22 protein-coding genes and 1 tRNA gene are annotated in these 23214 nt (G+C 40.2%); 2 read left to right on the top strand and 21 right to left on the bottom strand.

The window, feature by feature from the left end:
* Positions 1-18: 18 nt before the first annotated feature.
* The 18 genes from ACI3ES_RS02865 to ACI3ES_RS02780 all read right to left on the bottom strand — a co-directional run bounded on the left by ACI3ES_RS02865 (position 19) and on the right by ACI3ES_RS02780 (position 16188).
* The gene (locus tag ACI3ES_RS02865) at positions 19-471 is read right to left on the bottom strand and encodes a SprT family protein (RefSeq protein WP_114666470.1); all 453 of its coding nucleotides are present in this window, start codon (positions 469-471) and stop codon (positions 19-21) included.
* Positions 468-1976 (bottom strand): ABC transporter permease/substrate-binding protein, encoded by a 1509-nt coding sequence (locus ACI3ES_RS02860; RefSeq protein WP_114666469.1) that lies wholly within the window; start codon positions 1974-1976, stop codon positions 468-470. The genes ACI3ES_RS02865 and ACI3ES_RS02860 overlap by 4 nt, the downstream gene beginning before the upstream one ends.
* A 246-nt stretch (positions 1977-2222) precedes the next feature.
* The gene (locus tag ACI3ES_RS02855) at positions 2223-2705 is read right to left on the bottom strand and encodes a GAF domain-containing protein (RefSeq protein WP_114666468.1); all 483 of its coding nucleotides are present in this window, start codon (positions 2703-2705) and stop codon (positions 2223-2225) included.
* Between the two features lie 341 nt (positions 2706-3046).
* Positions 3047-3295: an acyl carrier protein gene (locus tag ACI3ES_RS02850; RefSeq protein WP_004915420.1), complete on the bottom strand. Its 249-nt coding sequence runs from the start codon at positions 3293-3295 to the stop codon at positions 3047-3049.
* Between the two features lie 50 nt (positions 3296-3345).
* On the bottom strand, positions 3346-4392 hold the full coding sequence (gene plsX, locus ACI3ES_RS02845; RefSeq protein ID WP_114666467.1) for a phosphate acyltransferase PlsX: 1047 nt from the start codon (positions 4390-4392) through the stop codon (positions 3346-3348).
* 85 nt (positions 4393-4477) lie between these two features.
* Positions 4478-6508: an ATP-dependent DNA helicase RecG gene (recG, locus tag ACI3ES_RS02840; protein WP_114666466.1), complete on the bottom strand. Its 2031-nt coding sequence runs from the start codon at positions 6506-6508 to the stop codon at positions 4478-4480.
* Positions 6509-6557: 49 nt separating this feature from the next.
* Positions 6558-6628 (bottom strand) — tRNA-Cys (locus tag ACI3ES_RS02835).
* A gap of 71 nt (positions 6629-6699) precedes the next feature.
* Entirely contained in the window at positions 6700-7086 is a 387-nt protein-coding gene (locus tag ACI3ES_RS02830; protein ID WP_004915427.1) for a DUF2185 domain-containing protein, read from the bottom strand.
* Positions 7087-7158: 72 nt separating this feature from the next.
* The gene (locus ACI3ES_RS02825) at positions 7159-7461 is read right to left on the bottom strand and encodes a hypothetical protein (RefSeq protein WP_004915431.1); all 303 of its coding nucleotides are present in this window, start codon (positions 7459-7461) and stop codon (positions 7159-7161) included.
* Positions 7458-8225: a YibE/F family protein gene (locus ACI3ES_RS02820; protein WP_004915435.1), complete on the bottom strand. Its 768-nt coding sequence runs from the start codon at positions 8223-8225 to the stop codon at positions 7458-7460. Before ACI3ES_RS02820 ends, ACI3ES_RS02825 begins: the two co-directional genes overlap by 4 nt.
* Positions 8222-9307 (bottom strand): YibE/F family protein, encoded by a 1086-nt coding sequence (locus ACI3ES_RS02815; protein WP_114666465.1) that lies wholly within the window; start codon positions 9305-9307, stop codon positions 8222-8224. The genes ACI3ES_RS02820 and ACI3ES_RS02815 overlap by 4 nt, the downstream gene beginning before the upstream one ends.
* Complete coding sequence (gene dnaI, locus ACI3ES_RS02810; protein ID WP_004915441.1) at positions 9304-10224, bottom strand: primosomal protein DnaI; 921 nt, start codon at positions 10222-10224, stop codon at positions 9304-9306. The genes ACI3ES_RS02815 and dnaI overlap by 4 nt, the downstream gene beginning before the upstream one ends.
* Before the next feature lies 1 nt (position 10225).
* Positions 10226-11533 (bottom strand): DnaD domain protein, encoded by a 1308-nt coding sequence (locus ACI3ES_RS02805; RefSeq protein WP_114666464.1) that lies wholly within the window; start codon positions 11531-11533, stop codon positions 10226-10228.
* Positions 11517-12137, bottom strand: a complete 621-nt coding sequence (coaE, locus tag ACI3ES_RS02800) for a dephospho-CoA kinase (protein WP_114666463.1) — start codon at positions 12135-12137, stop codon at positions 11517-11519. Before coaE ends, ACI3ES_RS02805 begins: the two co-directional genes overlap by 17 nt.
* A 23-nt stretch (positions 12138-12160) precedes the next feature.
* Entirely contained in the window at positions 12161-12994 is an 834-nt protein-coding gene (mutM, locus tag ACI3ES_RS02795; protein WP_114666462.1) for a bifunctional DNA-formamidopyrimidine glycosylase/DNA-(apurinic or apyrimidinic site) lyase, read from the bottom strand.
* 158 nt (positions 12995-13152) lie between these two features.
* Positions 13153-14448, bottom strand: coding sequence for a DEAD/DEAH box helicase (locus ACI3ES_RS02790; protein ID WP_114666461.1), 1296 nt, complete (start codon positions 14446-14448; stop codon positions 13153-13155).
* 1 nt (position 14449) lies between these two features.
* Positions 14450-15454: a Gfo/Idh/MocA family protein gene (locus ACI3ES_RS02785; RefSeq protein ID WP_114666460.1), complete on the bottom strand. Its 1005-nt coding sequence runs from the start codon at positions 15452-15454 to the stop codon at positions 14450-14452.
* On the bottom strand, positions 15451-16188 hold the full coding sequence (locus tag ACI3ES_RS02780) for a GH25 family lysozyme (RefSeq protein ID WP_114666459.1): 738 nt from the start codon (positions 16186-16188) through the stop codon (positions 15451-15453). The genes ACI3ES_RS02785 and ACI3ES_RS02780 overlap by 4 nt, the downstream gene beginning before the upstream one ends.
* Before the next feature lie 143 nt (positions 16189-16331).
* Here ACI3ES_RS02780 and ACI3ES_RS02775 point away from each other — a divergent pair, with 143 nt between their 5' ends.
* Together ACI3ES_RS02775 and ACI3ES_RS02770 are read left to right on the top strand one after the other, a co-directional pair.
* Entirely contained in the window at positions 16332-17561 is a 1230-nt protein-coding gene (locus ACI3ES_RS02775) for an aminopeptidase (RefSeq protein ID WP_004915461.1), read from the top strand.
* Positions 17562-17585: 24 nt separating this feature from the next.
* A complete protein-coding gene (locus ACI3ES_RS02770) occupies positions 17586-17972 on the top strand; it encodes a hypothetical protein (RefSeq protein WP_114666458.1) in 387 nt (128 codons plus the stop codon).
* A gap of 139 nt (positions 17973-18111) precedes the next feature.
* Here the strand turns inward: ACI3ES_RS02770 and alsS are convergent, their stop codons facing one another.
* The 3 genes from alsS to uvrC all read right to left on the bottom strand — a co-directional run bounded on the left by alsS (position 18112) and on the right by uvrC (position 23209).
* Positions 18112-19797 (bottom strand): acetolactate synthase AlsS, encoded by a 1686-nt coding sequence (gene alsS / locus ACI3ES_RS02765; protein ID WP_142511272.1) that lies wholly within the window; start codon positions 19795-19797, stop codon positions 18112-18114.
* 184 nt (positions 19798-19981) lie between these two features.
* Positions 19982-21301: a GTPase ObgE gene (gene obgE / locus ACI3ES_RS02760; RefSeq protein ID WP_114666456.1), complete on the bottom strand. Its 1320-nt coding sequence runs from the start codon at positions 21299-21301 to the stop codon at positions 19982-19984.
* 108 nt (positions 21302-21409) lie between these two features.
* Positions 21410-23209 (bottom strand): excinuclease ABC subunit UvrC, encoded by a 1800-nt coding sequence (gene uvrC / locus ACI3ES_RS02755; protein WP_004915471.1) that lies wholly within the window; start codon positions 23207-23209, stop codon positions 21410-21412.
* Between the last annotated feature and the right edge of the window lie 5 nt (positions 23210-23214).

Raw genomic sequence — 23214 nt, 5'->3', positions numbered from 1 at the left:
CACTATAAATGAATACGCTTACTTATTCAATACCTCACCTAACAATGTCAAACGCGCACCGCATTGACCGCAACGGTAACGGCCGACTTGAAAACGTCTATGTTTAAAAATATCATGACCATTTTCGCATTGATAATGCCAGAGATGCTGTGTTTTTTGACGTTGGCCAATGTCTGGTGCATATCGAATACCACCAACCTGTGACAGTAGTTGCTTGAAATCAGTATCTTTGTGTTGATAGCCTTTATGCGCAAGATGTAAATGATAGTGGGTTAATTCATGTTTAATGATTTGCTCAAACACTGGTAAGTTAGCCATTTTAGGGTTGAATTCCAATTGATGCGTCGCCAACAAATAACGACCACCGGTTGTTTTCAATCGATTATTGAAACTAGCACGGTGTCGAAATGGCTGATGAAAAGCTGTTTTTGATATGTGTTCAACCAGTTGTTGTAATTCAAAATTAGTCATTTTAGGATATTGTGCGTTTTCAAATATTTTTTAGCAACTGTCGCGGCTGATTGGTGCTTAACATTAACGGCGTAATTCATATTTTGCATGTCTTCGTTACTAATTTTGCCCGCCAAACGATTCAGAGCTCGCGTAATTTTTGGATTTTTTTTGGCGAAATCTTGACGCATCAAAGCAGCACCTTGATAAATTGGAAAAAAATGCTGATTATCTGCCAACACTTTCAATCGATATTGAACCAGTTGCGAATCAGTTGAGTAAGCATCGACCACATTTACTTGTCCTTGCTTGATCGCTTGATATCGTAGGTCGGGGTCTAAACTGACCGTTGGTATTTTTAAATTATATTGCTTTTTGACACCCGGCATGCCATCAGTGCGGTCCAAAAATTCAGCGGTCATGCCCGCTTTTGCATTAGGCAATTGCGTTAAATCAGCGATTGTTTTCAAATGATACTTCGAAGCATCCTTTTGAGTTACAGCAATCGCGTAGGTATCATTAAATTGCATGGGTTTTGTTAAAGTTAATTGCTGTTTTTGGGCAACTTTTAAAGCGGCCTGATAGGTTGTCTGTGCATTAGCACCAACTGGCAGTGTCACAGCCGGTTCAGCTAGTGTTGCTGTGACAGTACCAGTAAATTCAGGATAAATGTCGATTTTGTTACTTTTGAGTGCATTAAAGAGAAAACTTGTTTTGCCAAAATTTGGCTTCAACACAACATTAGTATTGGGGTCTGCTGATTTGATCAAATCAGCGTACATATTAATCAAAATTTCTGGTTCAGACCCAAGTTTGCCAGCAATAGTAATCGTTTGCGTTGTTGATTTTTGAGGCAACATCGGCCAAACACTTCCGCCAATAAATAAAATAGCTAATAAGCTGATAAGCCATTTTTTTACTTTAAGCCTTGCAATCCAGTTAATTAACGCGCCTGCTAAAATAGCCATAATTGCCGAAGCCAGCGCACCGATTAGAATCAAATTTGTGTTATTACGGTCAATACCCAGCAGGATGAAATCACCAAGCCCGCCCGCACCAATTAATGCAGCTAATGTTGCTGTCCCAATAATTAGCACTGTGGCCGTTCTTATCCCAGCTATAATACTTGGCATCGCTAGTGGTATTTGAACTTTTCGCATGACTTTTTTTCTCGGTAACCCTAGTGCATAAGCAGCATCAACAATACCTTTTTCAACACCAGTTAACCCCAAATAAGTATTTTGGAAAATAGGTAATAATGCATAAATAATTAAAGCAATCAGTGCAGCCGGCCAACCAATCCCAACAAGTGGTATCAGCAATCCCAAAACCGCCAGTGATGGCAGTGTTTGCAAAATACCAGTTGCTTGTAATAACCATTCAGCGTATCGTCGATGTCGTTCAGACCAGATTGCCAGCGGTATTGCAATAACACCAGCAATCACAACTGCTGCAACTGTCAATTGGGTGTGTTGCCATAGTGCATTCCAAAATTGCGACTGCCTTGATAATAATGTCTCCCACATGTCTTCCCCTCAATATTACAACAAAAAACGTCATATTAATCTCTATTGTTGGGTAAGCATGTGTATGATTACTTGCTTGTTTTAGCCACTACCAAAGCCTGCTAGTTTTGTCCCAATAATACCGATGTCATATTTTTTCAATGTCATGAATCACTGCACTATTTAGCTTATCACAATCTTCATATTCTGACACACACCAATATCACGACTAAGCAAAAAAGCCCTAGCATGAGCTAGAACAATCATTTAAATCTGTTCAACATAAGCAAGCAATGTTTGGATATAGTCTTCAAGATCTGTTTGGTCCTGCTTCGTAAAACGGTTAAGTGTTGGTGAGTCAATATCTAAAACACCTAGTTTTGTACCGTCCGCTTTTGTAATTGGTACGACAATTTCTGCATTAGAAATTGGGTCACAAACAATATGTCCGGAAAATGCTTTAACATCAGGCACGACGACGGTAGATTGCGACGTAAAAGATTGACCAACAACACCAGAATTAGGTGAAATAACTGTCACAGCTGGCTTACCTAAAAAGGGACCTAGTACCAGTTGCTTCATCTGTTGGTCATATAGATAGAAACCGACCCAATTAATATCATCGACATTTTGATGAAGAATAGCAGCTGCATTGGCATAATTAGCCAAAGTAAGCTTTTCGCTTTTCTCACCCTGAATCCAAGTATCCAAAATTTGTGCAATTAGCGACTTTGTTTGAACTTCTGACATCTGATTGACCTCCAATAGTCATTGCTGACTTAATTAAATAAAAAAACCTGCACAAATATTTAACTATTTGTACAGGGACGACATGTCGTGGTACCACCCATTTTTGTGGGTATTCCCACCTTAATTCACAACAAAAATTGTTGCCAACATACGATAACGGTACATCCGGTCTAATCAGCTTGCACCGATTGACGTGTATGATGAGTTCATCTTCGTACTATCAATTTGACGACTTTCACCAAACGTCGCTCGCTGAGCAAATTAATCGTACTACTCTTCTCAACACTTTTTGATATGAGTTGTCCACAATTTTACACTGATTATAAATAAGTGTCAACAAATTAATGTTGATGGGCTACGATGTAATCAACTGTTTGTTGTAGCGTCACCAAATTTTCGGCATCATCATCAGAAATTTCGACATTGAACATATCTTCAACTTCCAATACTAACTCAACAAAATCAATTGAATCAGCGTCAATATCCGTCAAAAAATTAAGATTAGGTGTAATTGTATCGCGTTTCACATTGAAACGTTCTGCAATCTCATCCGCCAACATATTATAAATCGTTTCTTTTTCTATTGCCATTAGAGTCTATTCTCCAGAATTTAAATGTTAAAAACTAATTGTAACACAGATTATACATTTTCATCGTTTTGCAGTGCTTGTTTAGCTGCTTTTAAATCATCCGCATGATCAGCAACGAAAGTCTGTATATCCCCAACTAAATTATTTTCAATCATAATTTTGATTTGGCCCATCGTATTGGCAACAGCATTCGCTTTTGCGGAACCATGTGTTTTGACAACAGGGGCATTAACGCCCAAAATCACCGCACCACCGGCTTCATTATAATCCAATTTCTTTTGAATTGTTTTAAAAGCTGGTTTGAGCAAAGCACCACCGATTTTTCCCGACAAACCCGAGGCCATGATAGCTGATTTAATTTGTTTTAACATCGTCAGTGCAGTACCTTCAGTGGCCTTAAGCGCTGCATTACCAGAAAAACCATCGGCAACAACCACATCAGCCGTCCCAGCCAATAGTTCACGAGCTTCAATGTTACCGACAAAATTAAAAGCGTGCGAATTTTTCATCAACTGATGTGCCACTTTATGCACTTCATCGCCCTTATCTTCTTCGGCACCATTATTGAGCAAACGCACACGCGCATTCTCAATATTTAAAACGTGTGACGCATAAAAGCTGCCTAAAATACCATATTGATATAAATGAACCGGCTTATTTTCAGCATTTGCACCCAAATCCATGAACACAAATTGATCATGTGGGCCTTCAAAACTTGGCAAAGCAGTTGCCAAGGCTGGCCGATCAACACCTTTAATTCGACCAACTAAAAAGATGGCACTAGACAACAGTGCGCCCGTATTTCCCGCACTAAACAATGCGTCTGCTTCACCAGCTTTTACGGCGTTTGCCGCGCGAACCATTGATGAGTCCTTCTTTCGGCGCATTGCTTTAACAGGTTCTTCACCCATTTCAATCACTTCAGTTGTTGGTATCAAATTAATACGTGTCCAGTCCTTGACTAAAGGTTTTACCTGCTCTGCTGTCCCATATAATTGAAATTCAATTTCTTGGTAGCGATCACGTGCCTGTTCGACACCTTTAACAATTTCTAATGGGGCAAAATCACCGCCCATTGCGTCAATAGCAATTTTCATGTGTCCATCTCTTTCCGTATATCATTTATTTCTAAAAATTATAGTTCATTTTAACATTGTTTTGCGTTACCCGCCGGTATTGACTCTAATCAAAATGTCGGTAACGTGCCATTGTTCGTGACAAATACGTCACTAAAGCTTTATTTTCTGGCTTATCGTCCCAATTTTTTTGACTAACTAAGTCAATGGCTTCTTGTTGCGCAATCGTCATCATGGTCAAATCTTTAACGGGATCACCAACTGCAAATTCTGGCACACCAGCTTGCTTAGTGCCTAAAATATCACCAGAGCCACGTAGTTCTAAATCTTTTTGTGCCAAAACAAAGCCGTCAGTTGTTGACACCATAGCATCTAGACGGGCACGGCCATAATCAGTTTTTGGATCGGCTACCAAAATAGCATAAGACTGTCGAGAACCACGCCCAACACGACCTCTTAATTGGTGCAATTGCGCCAAACCAAATCTGTCCGCGTCCATAATCAACATAATACTAGCATTAGGTACATCAACACCGACTTCAATCACTGTGGTAGCAACTAAAATTTGAATGCGGTTGGCTTTAAAATCTGCCATTAAACTTTTTTTCTCATCGTTTGACAAACGACCATGCAAAAGTCCAACCTGACTGTCTGGAAATTCAAGTTGCATCGCTTCATACATTGCTTGCGCATTTTGGACATCTAAGGCTTCAGACTCTTCAATCAATGGTGTGACAACATATACTTGCGCACCGTCTTCTAGTTCTTGACGAACAAACCGCAAGGTTTGATCCAGTTGGCTATGACTAATTTTGCGCGTTTGAATTATTTTTCGACCGGCTGGTAACTGATCAATAACGGATACATCCATTTCACCGTACGCAGTGATTGCCAACGTACGTGGAATTGGAGTCGCCGTCATTGCCAAAATGTCAGGATTAACCCCATTTTCGCGAAGTTTTGCGCGTTGATTGACACCAAAACGATGTTGCTCATCAATGACTGCCAGACCCAAGTGATGAAATGCTACGTCAGGTTGAAGTAAAGCATGTGTACCAACTAAAATATCAATATCACCATTAGACAAATCTTCTAATAAATGACGACGTTGTGCAGCTTTAAGACCACTCGTTAATAATTCGACGCGTACAGATAGACCAGCTTGATCAAACATGTTAGCTAAATTAATTGCATGTTGTTGCGCTAAAATTTCAGTTGGTGCCATCATAGCTGCTTGCATGCCAGCAGTTATCACTGCATACATTGCCATGGCAGCCACCACTGTTTTACCAGAACCCACATCCCCTTGCAACAACCGATTCATGTGACGTGGTCTTTTTTGATCTTGCAAAATCTCGTGTATAACTTTTGTTTGTGCTGGCGTTAATTTAAATGGCAAGCTATTTTCAAATGCTGCCAAGGCTGTCTCATTATAAATGACACTTTCCCCAGCAAAATTTTGATCGGCTAACTTTAGCAACTGCAACCGCATTTGGAAAACAAAAAATTCTTCAAAGGCCGCACTGCGTCTTGCTGATTTAGCATGATCAGCATCACTGGGAAAGTGCATGTTTTCAATCTGCGTATTACGATCTAGGAGGCGATACTTATCGCGCAGCCCTTTAGGCACTAGTGAATCAGCATGTCCGCGTACCTCAGACCAAGCTAGTTCAATCAAATGACGTATGGTTTTAGCACTAATTTGCTTCGTGGCAGGATAAATCGGCGACAAAGCATCTATTGAGGCTTGAATCATTTTGATACCAGTCAAACCAGCTTTTGCAGCGTCGTACGTGCCATACACCGCCACCTCTTGACCAACCTCAACATTTTGCGCAATCCAAGGCTGGTTAAAAAAAGACACACGGATATTTTCATGGTCAATTAACAATCCAAAGCGTGTTTGTGAACGTTTACCAAAACGATTAACGATTGGCGGCGTACTGACAACACCTTTGAAAGTTACCTTATCACCATCTAGTGTCTCAGAAGGCAGCCGTTCACCCAGATCCTCGTACCGAAATGGAAAATAATCGATCAAATCTTCAATTGTAAATATATCGATGTCGTGAAGCGCTGTCAGGCGTTTTGGTCCCACACCGGGCAGAACATCAACATTATCAGTTAAAGTTATCATTTGCTATTTATTATATCATAAGAAAAAACGCCTATTAAGGCGTTCCAGAAGGTAGTAACCGGAGTCGAACCGGCGATGACGGTTTTGCAGACCGTTGCCTTACCACTTGGCTATACTACCATTTCGCGCTATCAATAAAATAACACCGCTTTTAATTATATAGAAAAAGTTATCAAATTACAAACGTTTCGTTACTTTTCAATAACTTCACCGTTGACAATCTTGAATGTACTCTCAACACTACCATCAGCTAGCCAAACTGGCGTTTTAGTTTTAGGATCCCACCACCCCTTTATTCCTAGACGATTATCCAGAACTAAGTCAGTGCCATAAGGTAAATCTAGAATGTTTTGCAATGATGGTTCAATTGCTAATGCCGTTTCAATAATTAAGGGCATAAAATTATCAGGTTGATCATTCCAAGCTTCCGTATCGTTGTCGGCAAACAAAAACCAGCCAGAATCCTGCGGCGTCGTGGGTGCTAATTCCCTGTATACCCAACGTAAACGACCTGTGCCATCAAGCAAATGTTTTGAAGCCAGCACAACGGCCTCCGGTTGATTAAATACTGAACGCATAACTGTTTATGTACGTTAGAACGCACTTTCCTCCTCAAAATAAAAATAAAATTCATGATCACAATATCATAACTAACCAACACGATTTTCTAACAAAATAGCTTGTAAATCTTGCTCTATCTCAGGTGTTTTAACCCATTCTTCCCAGCCATCATACTCTAACGGTAATAATTGATAATGGGCATTAATATAAGCAGTGACTTTTTCAACATTGGTTGATTTTGGAATATTCATTTTCAAAATGCGAACTTCTTTAATATAACCATGTTCTGCCGCATATTCTGCCCGTCCATTTTGCGAAATATTCCCTAATTCAAAATAAACGGACCCATCATTTCGCGTGATTTGTTCAATTAAATCAAATGTTTCGTTCACTTTATACCTACCTTTTTATGTTTCACAAACTGTCTCACAACTAACCAGCTAGCCACCCAAATACTGAGTAAAATGCCTAACATTCCTAAAAGCATGGTCACAACTTCCATCATGAGAACTTTGGCATTCACAAACATTGCCAACGAATATTTTAATCGAATAAACCAAATTAGCAATGGCAGATTAGCCCCCAACACCCCAAAAAATAGTGTATTGATAGCAGTACCTAGAATTTGCCCACCAATGATACGCGAATGTGCATACAAACTATTACTGGTCATATCTGGCGTTCTGTCAATAACCTCATTCAAATCAGCAATAATCGCCATTGCTGCTTCTGCTACGGCGCCTAATAGTGAAATAACCATCACAACCATCGCCACATGACTAAATGACAAACCAACATTGAGCGATAGCCCTTCTAATTCTTCTGAATTTTCGGTTGAAAAACCTTGAAACTGACCAAAATGTTGTGCCACAACAGCAATAACCATCAGAATAGCTACTACAATGAGACTTGTTTGAAAAGCTGTATTCGCAACCGCTTGGTTATCCGATCCCAAATAAATCGCAATCGCTAAAATGACAATACTGACAACAGCAGTCACAACGTAGGGGTTAAACTGCCAGTTAATCAAAATCATTAAAATAAAAATAACAATAAAATTAATCAACAATCCAAAAAACACTTTGAGCCCTTGATTACCGCCAACAAAAATCATTAAAATAAACAGTATTAAAACCAATAATCCAATTGCGTTCATGATTTCACCACCTGTTGATGTTTAACAATTAAAGCAACTAGCGCACTCGTTACCGGAACTGCAATCACAATACCAATACCAGAAACAACCGTTTGTAAAATACCTAGATTCATAATTTGATCCAAAATATATGGCCAATTATTGCCATTGCGCAACATTAGAAAGACCATTGGCATGGTTTCAGCAATAAAAATCATGAACAACACGTTGACTAACGTCCCCATAATGTCACGGCCAACATTCATGCCAGCGTGCCAATAATCTTTGAAATGATGAGCAATTTTTTCACGTCGCATGCCAAACAGCGCTGCCACAATATCAGCTGATTCATCCATAACAGCACCCAAAACACCAATGATAGTTTGTGCAATAAACAACGTCGTTGGTACTTGCGTCACATAAGACATTGTTTCAAAATGGACGCCTTCATTGGCTGTTACCTTCAATGACACTAACATTAATATCATCGCTAATAACGTTGCCAATAATGTCGACGCCAAAGTTACGACCATTTGCAGGGTTCTGCCAAGCACCAGTGCTAAACTCGAAAAAGCCACTAGCACGGCCAAAATAACGAAAATTAATAGCACATTAGCATTTTTAACATTAATATCAATTACTAAAGCGAGAACAAATAAAATAATATTGATAATTAAACTTAATAGCAACCAACTTGTTGCACGCCATTTAACATACAGCAATAACAACGAAACTAACAAACCCAGTAACACACCGATTGTTGCATCACGTTTTAGCGATAAAATTCTGAGCTTACCCGTACCATCAAGCAATAACTGATCACCGACATGATAACGATGCGTAACGGTTTGTGAGTCAGCGTATTGGTTTGACAATGTCACTGTTTTATTGCGATTCAATAGCTTGATCGTTAACCGTTGCGAATATATTTTGTCAGTATTACCATGCTCGTCAGTTGTTTTTTGAGTTAATCGTGCAGTCTCATGGACAACCTGACCAACAGGTTGTTGATAAATAATAGCATCATGACGCAATAATACCCACGTCAAAACTAATGCACCAAGCACCAACCAATATTTTTTTGTCTTTTGAAAGAAAATCAAATGTCTAACCGCCGATTTTTACCCGTCATCTGAACAGGCTTTGCTAAATATTTAATACGCTGCATGAGTCGTGCTGCTTTGACTGGCTCAACACCATCTTTTGTCTGTGCTAAATAGCTTTCCAAGCCAACCATATCAAAATTAGAAGTAAAGAACGTGGTTAATTCATTTTGCATACGATACTCTAGGATAATGCCAAGGATGGCATCACGGCTCCATGATGTCAATGTGTCAGCCCCGATGTCATCTAAGATTAAATTAGAAACCGTTTTTGCCTTAGTTAGTAATTCGTCAAGTGATGCGTCCTTGTGGTCAAAAGTCCCTTTTAAATCACTGATAAACGACGGAAAATGCAGTAGCATGACCTCTATATTATTGGCAGCAAGCGCATTGGCTAACGCCCCCATCAGGTAAGTTTTCCCAATACCAAAATCACCAGATAAATACAGCCCTTGGATAAAATCTGTCTTCCCACTAATCTTTTGTGACAAGATATCCACAACTTCAGCCAATGCTGTCATGCGACCATTATCTTGAATAAGTGTCTGTAAGTCAGCATCTTGAATCGCCTTAGGCATCTTGTATGCAGTTAGCTTGCGCCGTTGCATCAATTGTTGCCGCGTGTTTTCATCAGCAACATAATGCACTAATGGATAGCCTTTTTCAATTGTTAACTGTGGATAATAGCCGGGATATAGCGTTTTTTCCCCAGCCGCTATTTTGTTTTTTTGCTGAATAAACTCATATAAGTCACCCATTTTGAGTTGGAAAGCATCGGCTTTCAAATCATTTTGATGGGCATCCCAAAAAGTTCGAATATCATCATCTTGACCGATAGATTCGATTATTTCAGCTAGATTCGCTTTGTTAGCATATTGCTTTTGAAATTGTTGCAGGACTTCTGATAGATTTTGCATATTAGTTTTTCGTCTTTATATTTTTTAACTTGGCCAAAGCTGCTGCTACATCTTGTTCTGACTTCTGTGGTGTTGTGGTTTCAGAGCCAGTCGCTAATTTAGGTTCAATACGTTTGTTTTGACGTTTTGTCGCACGTGGATTATTTGTTTTAACAGCAGGCTGATATTTGTCAATCGCATCAAGTGCATTCTCCGCTGAATCAACTTTTAATTGCAGCCATGAATTGGCGATTGTTTCAGCTGTGTCAACATTCACCGTATCACGATTGCGTTTGACCAATTCATACCAAACAAGCATGTTCACAACTTCAGCTTTTAAACGAATATCTCTAATCATCTTGTTGATGAAATAATATTCGTTTCTCGTCACAAAACCGCCACCTTTTTTAAACTTAATATCCTCAATGAAGGCATTAGGGGCTAATGTTTGCGCGTCTCGAATCAATTGCAACATTTCTTGAGAACGTTTTGTTGTGGTAGCAACCGCATGAGCGGTGTTGATGTCGGCCATGTCTGGCTTTTTGGCTGCACGACGTGAATGTAGCATTTCTTGTAGTCGTCGTTCGTCTAAATCATGCGTATCCAGTGTCATGGCTTGCGTCACGTAACCAGCCAATGTCGTTTCATTCAAGCCATAGATAACATGAATAGCTACAATAAAATCATGATGCTTCGCTAATTGCGACACCGTCGTACCGCGCACCAATTGGGCAAAGCCATCAAAATCAAAGGTGTCTTTTGCTTCCGGTAATGTTGGCGTTTCTGAAGCCGGCATGCTAGGCAACACGCTATTTGTCGTTGGCTTAAATACCTGTAAGAAATGCGCCGAAATATTATCACCTTTGATAACGGATTGCCCATGATGACCATATCGCTCCTGTAAAGTCACAAAGCGATCTTCCCCAACGAATTTAAAAAGTAACCCTGCTAACAGTTGTTCCTGAAAGAATGCGGTTGCATCCAGTGGTGGAAACATTTGATAAGTGTAGATTTCACCCAAGCTATCTTCAATAAAATAGGTCTTGATGAGACCGACTGCCTCTAAACGTCGTCTCACTTTAACAAAATCGGGCAAACTCATATTTAGACTATCTAGTACAAAATTATGATCTTCACGATGACTCAATTGTGTATTGTACGGCACCTCATTTACTAATAAATGGTACAAAGCATACCCTGTTGCACCAATAAACGGTGTATACAGATTAAAGGCCCGATCTAAATCAGCTAAAGTAACTGGTGCTTGTGATTGAACAAAAACACCTGCTTTGGCATGAAATTCAATTTTTCCATCAGTTGGTGTTGTCATTGGCAGCGATTTCCTTTAAATTTTCTATCAAATCGGTCACTTGCTGTTTCAGTGATTGCTGATCTTGATTATTGTCGATTACAAAATCAGCTCGAGCTACTTTATCTGTTAACGGCAACTGTGAGTGAACGCGATTACGCGCTTGTGAATCAGATAGCTGGTTACGTAGTTTCAATCGTTCCAGCTGAGTTGACTCATCAGTTGTAACCACAATAATTTTATCTATTTTACCATCTTTTTCATAATGTCTTTCAAACAACAATGGTACATCCAAAATTAAAATTGGCACCTGTTGCATGCGCCAAAAGTTAATTTTATCTGCCATTGCTCGGCTAATAGCTGGTTGCATAATGTCATTTAAACGCGCTAGCTCTTGGCTGTTTGAAAAAACGATATCACCCAATCGACGGCGATTTAGGACACCGTTATCAATGACGCTTGGTCCAAAAGCTAATTTAATTTTTTCAAGTGTTGGTGTGCCTGGCTCAACAACTTCTCGAGCAACCACATCTGCATCAACAATTGGTAGACCTGCATCTCGCAGCATACCACTCACCGTTGATTTGCCTGTTGCAATCCCACCTGTTAATCCTACTAAAAGCATGCGCATACCCCTTAATTACCAAATCAATCAAATTTCACCTGACAGAATGGGCAAAACGTTGTACCTCGTTGGCCAACTTTTATTTTTACCATTGGTGTTCCACAACGTAGACATGGTTCACCTACTCGCCCGTATGCCTCTAACTCATTTTGAAATTTACCAACTTCACCAAATACATTGCTAAAACTGTGAACAGTCGTACCATGATGTTTGATTGCCCGTGCTATTTCCGCAATAATATTGGTGCGCAATATCGCTAACTGTAACTTGGACAATTGATTAGTTGGCGTTTCTGGGTGAATTTTGCTCTGCCACAATACCTCATCTGCATAAATATTACCAATACCAGCTATTTGATTTTGATCTAATAAAAAGGTTTTGATTGGTTTTTTTGACTTTGAAAAGGCATTAATCATATATGGCAATGTCAAATCAGCTTCAGTAGGTTCTGGTCCTAATTTTGCCAATGATGGTGAAACGAGACTTTCATGCCCAGTAGTAGCGAGTACCATACGTCCAAACCGGCGCGTGTCATTGTAAAATAAAGCACGATCATCTGCAAGTTCAAATATAATTTCTGTATGTTTATAAGGTGTAGTACCAATCGGTTCAACAGAATATTGCCCCTCCATTCTTAGATGGGAGACAATTGTGTGTTGATTAGACAACCGCAACAACAAATATTTGCCGCGTCGGTCAATTTTCGTAAAAGTCGCTTGCATGACACCCGTAACGAACGCCTGTGAATCGCCGGTAATTACCTTTGGATAAGGCACATTCACAGCAGTTACTGTCGTGCCAATGATCAATTTTTCTAGTCCGCGTCGGACTGTTTCAACTTCTGGTAGTTCTGGCATGTTGTCCTCTTACAATTATTATGACAATATTTTCAATTCGTACTAACTATCATTTTGGCTAGTAACCAATACAAATCATCTGATTACATTTTAACACAATGGTGCATAACCCTTCAGTCAAAAACTTTTGACGTCAAAAAAAAACCAGCACTGAATTGCTAGTCACGCTTTTTAGCCCATTTAGGCTTACCCTTATTTTTTGAATGTTTGGCCCGTTTCTTTTTTCGTTCAGGCAAATCATTTTTTGTTTCCACTTTAACAGGTGAGTGTTTTTTTGATGGTGATGGCGTTATACTTGGCTTTTGCGTACTATCACTATCCACTTTTGATGGCGCAATGTTTGCCTGTTGCTTGTTAGCAACTGTCTTTGTAGATGGTTCAAATGTATTGTCAGCTTTGACCAACGTAAACTTATCACCAAGCTCACGCTTTAAGTTACGAATATCATGATCATTGCCTAAGTTCAAAACCCTACCATTTTTACCCATACGACCAGTTCGACCAGTTCGATGAACATAAGTTTTTAAGCGTTCAGGCAACTGTGCATTGACCACTAATGGCAAATTATCAATGTCAAGGCCTCGTGCAGCAACGTCTGTGACTAGTAAGAGTGCCACTTCACCCTTTTTAAACAGTCTCAATGCGTCTGCACGTTGCACTTGGCGTTTGTCATTACTGCCGATGCTCATAACACTGACATGTGCATGACGCAGCGTCGCTTGCATTGACACGAGTGCACTGATTGTATTAAAGAAAACTAGCGCTTGTTGATTATGACGAGCTAATTGAATTAATATTTTTTCTTTAGCGCGTTGGTCGACGTATTGAAATTCATGTTTGATGTTCGCAGGTGCGTCAGTCCCAACCGAAATTGGGTGTACTTTTTGATTAAATACAGTGTTCACGTACTGCAAATCTGCACCAGAAGTAGCTGAAAATAACCCCAGCTGCAAATTTGTTGGTAACTGATCGGCTAACGCTTCTAAACTGGCATGCCGTTCTTCGGTCAGCATTGCATCAGCCTCATCAAAAATGACAGCCTTTATATTGTCTAATTTTAATACACCACCTTCAAGCATTGTCAGCACACGTCCAAGTGTCCCTACAACAATTTGTGGTTTATCTTTTTTGAGTTTTTCAGCTTGTCGACGCCCATTGGCGCCGCCAATAAGGCTGGCGACACTCACCCCAACTAAAGCGCCCCACTCCCGCGCAACCTGCGTTGTTTGCATGGCTAATTCTTGACTAGGTGCTAAAATTAAAACTTGCGTTCGCTTTAAATTAGCGTCAACTTGAGATAACATTGGCAACACGAAAGCTAATGTTTTCCCCGTCCCCGTTGGGGCCAATCCAAAAATAGAATCACCATCGATTAAACGTTGCCAAACAGCATTTTGAATGGGGGTTGGTTGCTCAAAAACAGCATTAAATTTTTCTAAAAGTTCTGGTCTCATATTAGTCCTTTATATCAGCAGGAAATACAATACCAGCTGATTGTCGTAAATCAAATAATGTTTGGTTCACCTGCTTAGCAAGCTGCCACCATTGTTGATAACGGACGTGTTCATTTAAGGGATCAGTAATGACTCGTGCAAAATCTGATGCTTCAGCGACCATCGGATTACTCGTCCCTGCCACCCCGATGTTATCTGCATTACCTTCGCCATCATGATAAGTTATGGTGTTGAGTTCTGCAATATTATTTGTTGCAATCGTCTCTTTCAAACCATAGATTTCGCTCGATAGATAGGAATTAGCATTTTTTCCAAAGATAACTGTTACATTAAATTGGTCATAGAATAGGTTAGCAGTCCCTCGTCCATCCGCACCATTGTTTAAAAGTGTTGGCAAATATTGTACCGCCCTTGGTGCGCCAAACAAAGCAATCGCCGCATATATAGGGTAAACGCCCAAATCATATAATGCACCACCACTAAATTCACGTGTCAAAACATTGGGTTCTTTGCCCTCCAAATAAGCATCATAACGTGAGGAATACTTCTGATAAACAAATGTAGCGCCTTGAACTTGTGGCAATTCAATCACAGCCTGTTGCATCAGCTTAAAGTTTGATTGATGAACATGCCGTGCGGCTTCAAAAACACGTACATTTTCATGTCGCGTCAATAGCTCTTCAATTATCGCAAATTCCGTTGGATTGCTAAATGATGGCTTCTCCACAATTACATGCACATCTGAGGCAATCGCTACCTTAGCTTGTTCAAAGTGCAGCGCATTAGGAGACGCAATATACACCACATCAATGTCTGTGTATAAATCACTCAAAGTGGTGACCACCGTTACATTATCAGTGTCAGTGTCAAGATCAGCCAAAAAAGTGTTTCCTTTTTCTTCGATACGTGAATACACTGTTGTCAGCGTATAGCTACCTGTTTGTATTGCTGCCTCAACAAACATTTTTGAAATCCAGTTAGTGCCAATAATACCTAATTTAATCATTTGTATGCCTCGAATTGTTTCTTTGTGCCATTGAATACCGACGTTGGCATCTTAACCGCTTTCAATCCCGAACCAATTGTACGATCCTCATCATATTGTATAAATTGATTCTCTGCTGCCTTATTATCAGTATTGTCTTCAATTAACCAGTATTTTGTATCTTTAATTGTGTCAGCTAGTTGCTTTTGTACCGCAGGCGTCGTATAAATTACAATATCATGATTATAGTGCGAATAAAGTGTCTGAATGAGCGACGCTAAACGCTGTGCATCAGTTGCCGTTGAAATTTGGTCATCTGGTACCTGAATTGCGATTGGTAACTCACCAATCTGATTTCCAACATTATCAATGAAATATTGCGCCTGCACGGCGGCCGTTGTGTTTGAACTATATACTTGGATTGCCCCGACTTTCAGATTAGCAGATTTAGCACGCGTACAGCTGCTTTTATAGCCGTCATCAGCGAAAGAATTGCCTGAAGTAGCACGCAAATAAGCAAAATCAATCCCGTTATTAGCTAAATTTTTAAAGTCAACATAACCAGACGTCTGATTAATCGCCACACCTTGTACAGCAAAACCAGTTGGTGTCACATCCGTATTAACAATGACTGGCTTAGCAAATACCCAGATCACAAAAGAACCCACAATACCCACAGTAATGAGTAACCATGTGGTAAAAGTCAGTGATTTTTTAGTTTTATAAGATGCTACTTTTTTCGTCGAATTATCCATAATCACTATTATACAAGAAAAAACGCTACTGCGCTGATTAAGCTGTTCATTTATATCATACGATTTCTATGAAAAAAGCTTGTAAATAATGATTATTCATGGGAAAATGAGCAGATACACTAACTTTTATTCAGGAGAATATCATGTCATTAGAAACGCAACTCAACAAGTACGCTGAACTCATTGTCAAAAAAGGCGTCAATGTGCAGCCTGGTCAAACAATTATTTTGTATGCTGCCGTTGATGAAGCCTACTTCGCTCGTAAAATCGTGGCCGCTGCTTATGAAGCTGGTGCTCGTGAAGTTGTGATGGAATGGTCCGACCAAACAATTGCAAAAGCTTTTCTTGACCATGCACCAGAGGATCGTTTAACAACCGTACCTAACTATACGATTGCCAAAGCCAATGAATTGATGGATCAATACGCTTCACGTATTTCACTGGTGTCACAAGATCCTGATGGTTTGGCAGGTGTTGATGCTGATCGACTTCACATGCTAACAAAAGCCAATCAAAAAGCTTTGGTACGTGTCCGTGAGGCAACCATGAAAGATGACATTTCATGGTTGGTAGTTGCCGCTGCTGGACAAGCATGGGCGGAAAAAGTTTTCCCTGACCTTAAGGGTGAAGAAGCAGTTAATCGTCTGTGGGCTGAAATTTTGAAAGACGTTCGTGTTGATGATGAAACGGACGCTATCACCAACTGGGACGCGCACATTGAAACATTGAAAAACAAAGCCGATTGGTTGAACAGTCAGAACTTTAGAGAATTACGTTATCATAATGCTAAGTCAGACTTTACCATCGGTTTGGCAACAGGTCATATTTGGGAGGCAGCTTTTTCATACGATAAGGCTGGTAACATATTTATTCCGAACATGCCAACCGAGGAGGTCTTCACATCACCTGACAACCGTAATATTCAAGGTCATGTGGCAGCAACATTACCACTTTCATATCAAGGTAACTTGATTGAAGATATCGAATTAGATTTTGAAAATGGTCGTATTGTAAAAGCTTCTGCCTCAAAAGGTTTACCGGTCTTGCAGAAGCTAATTGATACAGATGAAGGCGCAAAATCATTGGGTGAAGTCTCACTCGTACCTGATCCTTCACCTATTGCTCAAGGTGGTGTGTTATTCTACAACACGTTGTTTGATGAAAATGCTTCTGATCACTTGGCGATTGGCGCTGCCTATGCTTCAAACATCGCTGGCGGTAAAACAGATCAACCAGAAGATTTGGCAAAACGTGGCTGGAATATTTCAGATGTTCATGTTGACTTTATGGTCGGTTCAGCTGATATGTCAATTGATGGCATCACACAAGATGGTCAAACTGTACCTGTCTTTAGAAATGGTGATTGGGCATAACATGTCTTTGGGAGAGCTTTCAAGATGATCAATAATTTATTAGACAAATGGGATGGTGGTCGTTCGGTAAAAGAGCGACTTTATGACTTATTTTTCATTGCGATCATCGCTGTCATTGGTCATCTTGATTTTTGGCATACGAGTCCCAAGACAAGTATGGCAACAGCCATTACGATTATTGTGTCAACAGTGATTGCGCTGCTCTATCTGTTGCAATTACCCCGCCTGAAAAATAATTCAGATATTCCTTATAAGTTAACGTTTTTCTTTTATGTCATTTATGTCATTAGTACATTTATTTTGACCAGTACGTTGACACGTGATGTATTGTCGTTGAGCTACTGGCCACGTTTAGCAACTTTTGTCATTATTGAAGCAATCATGATGACACGTGTCATGCATGATCATTAAAAAGCAAGTTACCGTTGGTAACTTGCTTTTTTGATGAGAAAAATTGTGATAATGGGTGGATAAATAGACAGACAAAAAAGCCCGAAAATGCTGTGTACCTCGAAAATTGAAGACACATCAAAAACGCGCTTTTCTATGTTTAACCCTCAGACTCAATCAATTGTGAACCAAGTTCATAGTTGTGTGAATAGTCTACGGGAATATCAACTACCACAGGGCCTTCCGTAGCGAAAGCCTCGTCTAAAATTTTATCCAACTGATCAGGTGTTGTGACACGCAAACCTTTAGCACCAAAGCTTTCAGCATATTTTACAATGTCAATATTGCCAAATGTAACACCGGCAGACTCACCGTTGTATTTCATTTCTTCTTGGAACTTAACCATGTCATAATGCGCGTTATCATTCCAAACAATGTGAACAGTGTTCAATTGTAAACGAACCGCTGTTTCTAACTCCATAGCTGAGAAGAAGAAACCACCATCCCCTGAAACCGAGACAGATTTTGCATTTGGCCGAACCATAGCAGCGGTCAAAGACCATGGCAAACCAACGCCAAGCGTCTGCATACCGTTAGAAATTAAGAAGTGACGTGCCACGTATGACTTAAAATGACGTGCCATCCAAATATAGTGTGATCCAATATCTGTTGAGACTGTCATATCATCTGTAACATGTGCTTGGATTGACTTAATAACATTAAGTGGATGGTTCAAGTTACCTTCAGCAGGTGTGTAAGATGGTTCGTCAGAAGCACGCAAATCATCTTTTAATGCTTTCAAGACATTTTGACTTTCAGCAGGGACTTGATAACCATTGATACGCTCTGCCAACAAATCCAAACTCTGTGCTAAATCACCAATTAATTGACGTTTTGGTACAAAATTGTTGTCAATTTGAACATGTGTCGTGTCTAGCGCAACAATATTCAAATTATTTTCCTTATTCCAATTTCGTGGCTCGTATTCAATGGCATCATAACCCAATGTCACCACTAAATCTGCTTGTTGCAAAAGCTTGTCACCTGTTTGGTTACGGAATAATCCAATACGACCAAAGAAAGTTTCAGGTTCAAGGTCTCGAGAGATAACCCCTGCACCTTGGAACGTTTCAACAACTGGTAACGTCGTTTGTTCAAGTAAATGATGCAAAGCCGTCACCGTAGCATCATCAGATCCGCGCGCACCAACCAACAAAACAGGTAGCTTAGCCTGTTTGATTTGTTCTGCCAACCAATCGAGGTCAGCAATCGCTGCGGCACCTTGTTGCGCCTCAGGAACTTGTGGCAATGCAGAAATTGATACCGGTGCATCATCAACATCTTGTGGTAATGACACAAAAGCTGCACCCTTTTTGGCACCATTAGCCGCCGCAAAAGCATTAGCAATGATTTCTGAAATATTATTAGGATCTTGAATTTCTGAACTATAATGGGTGATAGCGTTAAAGAGTGATACTGAATTCGTTGACTGGTGTGTCAAACGATACAAATCACGGCGTGGTACTTGACCACCAATAGCAACAACTGAATCACTTTCAGCGTCAGCTGTCATCAAACCGGTTGCTAAGTTACCAACACCTGGTCCAGAAGTCGCAATCACAACGCCTGTTTTCCCTGTGATACGTGAAAATGCTTGTGCCATAAAGGCGGCATTTTGTTCGTGACGCGTCACGATTAACTTAGGTACTTTTTGACCAGCTTTGGGATGCTCAAGTGTTTCAAATAAACGATCAATTTTTGCACCTGGAATACCAAAAACAAGATCAACACCATGATTAACTAGACTGTCTGTGACAATATCTGAACCATATTTTTGTTCTGTCATGTAAAGTTTGCCTCTTCTTGATTTAATAATGTTATCATAGCACTTTTCACATGAGTTTTGTACTGGTTAATTGTGAAGTTTGTTTTAATAGCAATGATACATAATTCACAAACTTAACATTTTTAAAGATTGTGAATTGTTTCTCAACAAAAAAGCTTGCCTCATCAGGCAAGCTTAATCACTTTTAATCACTAAATTCAAAAACAAAGTCAGAATTATTAATGCGCACATCATCACCATCTTTGGCACCGGCTTCGCGTAATCGGTCATCAACACCCATATGACGTAATTGACGAGCAAAGCGCATGATAGTTGCATCTCGTTGAATATTGGTCATTAAGAACAACTTCTCAATTTCTGCCCCACTTAACAACCAACGCTCCTCATCTTCAACCCATTCAACAGTAAAGTTGTGTGTTTCAGGTGTAAAGGTGTACGTTTTCTCAGTCACTTCGTTTTCCACTACTGGACGATAACTTTCTGGCGCAGGCGCAGTGGCCAACATATCAGCTGTCAAACGCATTAAGTCTTTTACACCATCTCGTGTAATTGAAGAAATCGGCATTATCGTTGGTACAGTTGGCAAACCTGAATCAGCTTCAACTTCTGATGTGAATTTTGACAAATTTTCGTTTGAATCAGGCATGTCCATCTTAGTGGGCACCACAATTTGTGGGCGATTTAAAATCGTCTCATCATATTGTTGCAACTCATCTAAAATTTTGCGATATTGCGTATAAGGATCAGTTCCTTCAATACCTGACATATCAACTAAATGCAAGATTACCTTAGTTCGCTCAACATGTCGTAAAAATTGAAAGCCTAGACCAACGCCTTGCGCAGCACCCTCAATCAACCCCGGCAAGTCCGCCATAACAAAATCACGGTCATCATCCAAACGCACCATACCAATATTAGGTGATAAAGTAGTAAAGTGATAAGCAGCTACTTTGGGTTTCGCATTTGATACAACAGACAATAGCGTTGATTTTCCTGCAGAAGGGAAACCAACTAGGCCTACATCAGCTAAGACTTTCAACTCTAATTTGAGATTGCGAATTTCACCTGGTTCACCGTTTTCGGACAACTCTGGTGCAGGATTAGCAGGCGTAGCAAAATGAATGTTCCCACGACCGCCACGACCACCTTTAGCTACAACGAGTTCTTGCCCATTTTCTAGCAAATCAGCTAATACTTCACCCGTGTCAGCGTCGCTAACTGTTGTGCCTTGTGGCACTTTAATATAACGGTCATCAGCAGATGCCCCAGTCATACCTTTTGTACCACCATTACCGCCAGGCTGTGCCTTAAAATGACGGTTGTATCGGAAGTCCATTAATGTCCGCAGACCTTCGTCTACTTTAAAAATGATTGACCCACCGTGACCGCCGTCACCACCGAAAGGTCCTCCCATTGCTACGAACTTTTCGTGACGGAATGACACGATACCGTCGCCACCTTTTCCGGCTTTTACTTCAATTTGTGCTTGATCTACGAATGCCATAAAATTGTCATGGCGTTGACCTCAAGTCAGTCGCCACTTTTCTCCTTGTCTGCACACCCTGTGTGCTTGCGTATGTTAAACACTCTAGTTTACCATAAAAGCGTAAAATTAGCTACGCTCCCCTGCATTCAGGGACAGGTGAATAACCCGCGCTAGTTTTTCGTTAATGCCAATCGCTGCCAATTCATCAATGCTTGCCGCCGTGATTTTTGGTAATGACCCAAATTCACGCAATAATTTTTGGCGTGTCTTGGGCCCTACGCCTTGAATTGTGTCGAGTCGAGAAGCTAACGAATGCTTACTCCGTAATTGGCGATGAAAACTAATGGCAAAACGGTGAACTTCTTCTTGTACACGTTGAATTAAGAAAAATCCCTCAGATTGTTTGTCTAATGTCACAATTTGCTCTGTGTGACCATCAATTAAATCAGCCGTCTTGTGCTTATCATTTTTGACCATTGCAGCAATTGGGACATTTGTAAGGCCAAGTTCGTCAATCAATACCTCTTTAGCTGCATGTAGCTGAATCTCACCACCATCCATTAAAATCAAATCAGGTAAATCACCACCCTCTTTGAGCACACGACTGTAACGTCGACGGATTACTTCCTGCGTTTCAGCCCATTCATCAGCGTGATGAGTAGACTGAATTTTGTACTTGCGGTAGAGATCCTTGTTTGGGACGCCATCATCGAAAACAACCATCGCACTGACAATCTCGACCCCTTGCGTATGAGAATGGTCAAATGCTTCAATCCGATGTCCCATCGGGATATGCAACGCGTCGGTGATTTCTTTCATAGCACCAGTTGTTTTTCGTTCATTTAATTGCATCAAACGGAATTTTTCTTCTAAGACGATTTGCGCATTTTTGGCGGCCAAATCAAGTAAATCTCGCTTTTCACCACGCACTGGTATTCGAACTGGTACGTTCAATATTTCGGAAAGCGCCTTGGTATCGATGCCCTTTGGCACCAATACTTCTCGTGGCTTCTGAATGTTTTTTTGTGCATAAAACTGCTGTATGAAGCTTGTAACCTCTTCGTCAGCCTCGCCAACAATAGCAAAGGTTCGTTTAAATTGGCGAATTAGGCGGGCTTGGCGCAAGAAAAAGACTTCAACCGTCATCCAGCCCTTATCCAAATAATAATTGAATAAATCTCGTGGTGTGGTATCGCGTGATAATACCCGTTGGCTTTCAACTGTTTCATCAATATATTTCAACTGATCACGCAAATCCGCTGCATGTTCAAATTCCAGCGATGACGCTGCTTTTTGCATCTTTTCGGTGATTATTTTTCTCACTGCCTTAGTGTCGCCATCTAGAAAATGCTTGATACGTGTGATTTGTTGATCATATTCAGTTTTAGGCACTTCATGCCAACATGGTCCCAAACACTGCCCCATATTGTAATACAAACAAGGCCGCCCTTGAAACCCATTACAGCGACGTAAAGGATAGTTTTTCTCTAAAAATCGTAATGTTTCCTGCGCTGCATAAACGTTTGGATATGGCCCAAAATAAAAACCACCGTCTTTTTTAACTTCGTTGACTAACGCCATTTTAGGATCACGTTCTTTGGTGATTTTGATGTAAGGATATCCCGTACCGTATTTGAGCCGAATATTATAGTAAGGTTTGTACTTTTTAATCAATTCATTTTCAATTAAAAAGGCTTCCTTATCAGAATTAGTCACAATAAAATCAAAATCAACAATATTGGCAACCAATTCAGCTGTCTTGCCATCGTGATCTTGTTTAAAGTATGATCTTACTCGGTTTTTGAGATTTTTTGCCTTGCCGACATAAATAATTTTACCGTTAGCATCTTTCATTTGATAAGAGCCTGGTTCAGCCGGTAGCAAGGTTAATTTTTGTTCAATATGTTGTGATGGATTTGCTAACATAGTTT

This window comes from Leuconostoc falkenbergense, from assembly GCF_045801155.1.
GTDB lineage: Bacteria > Bacillota > Bacilli > Lactobacillales > Lactobacillaceae > Leuconostoc > Leuconostoc falkenbergense.
The sequence above is the reverse complement of the archived record's forward strand: the minus strand, read 5'-3'. Positions and strand labels throughout refer to the sequence as shown.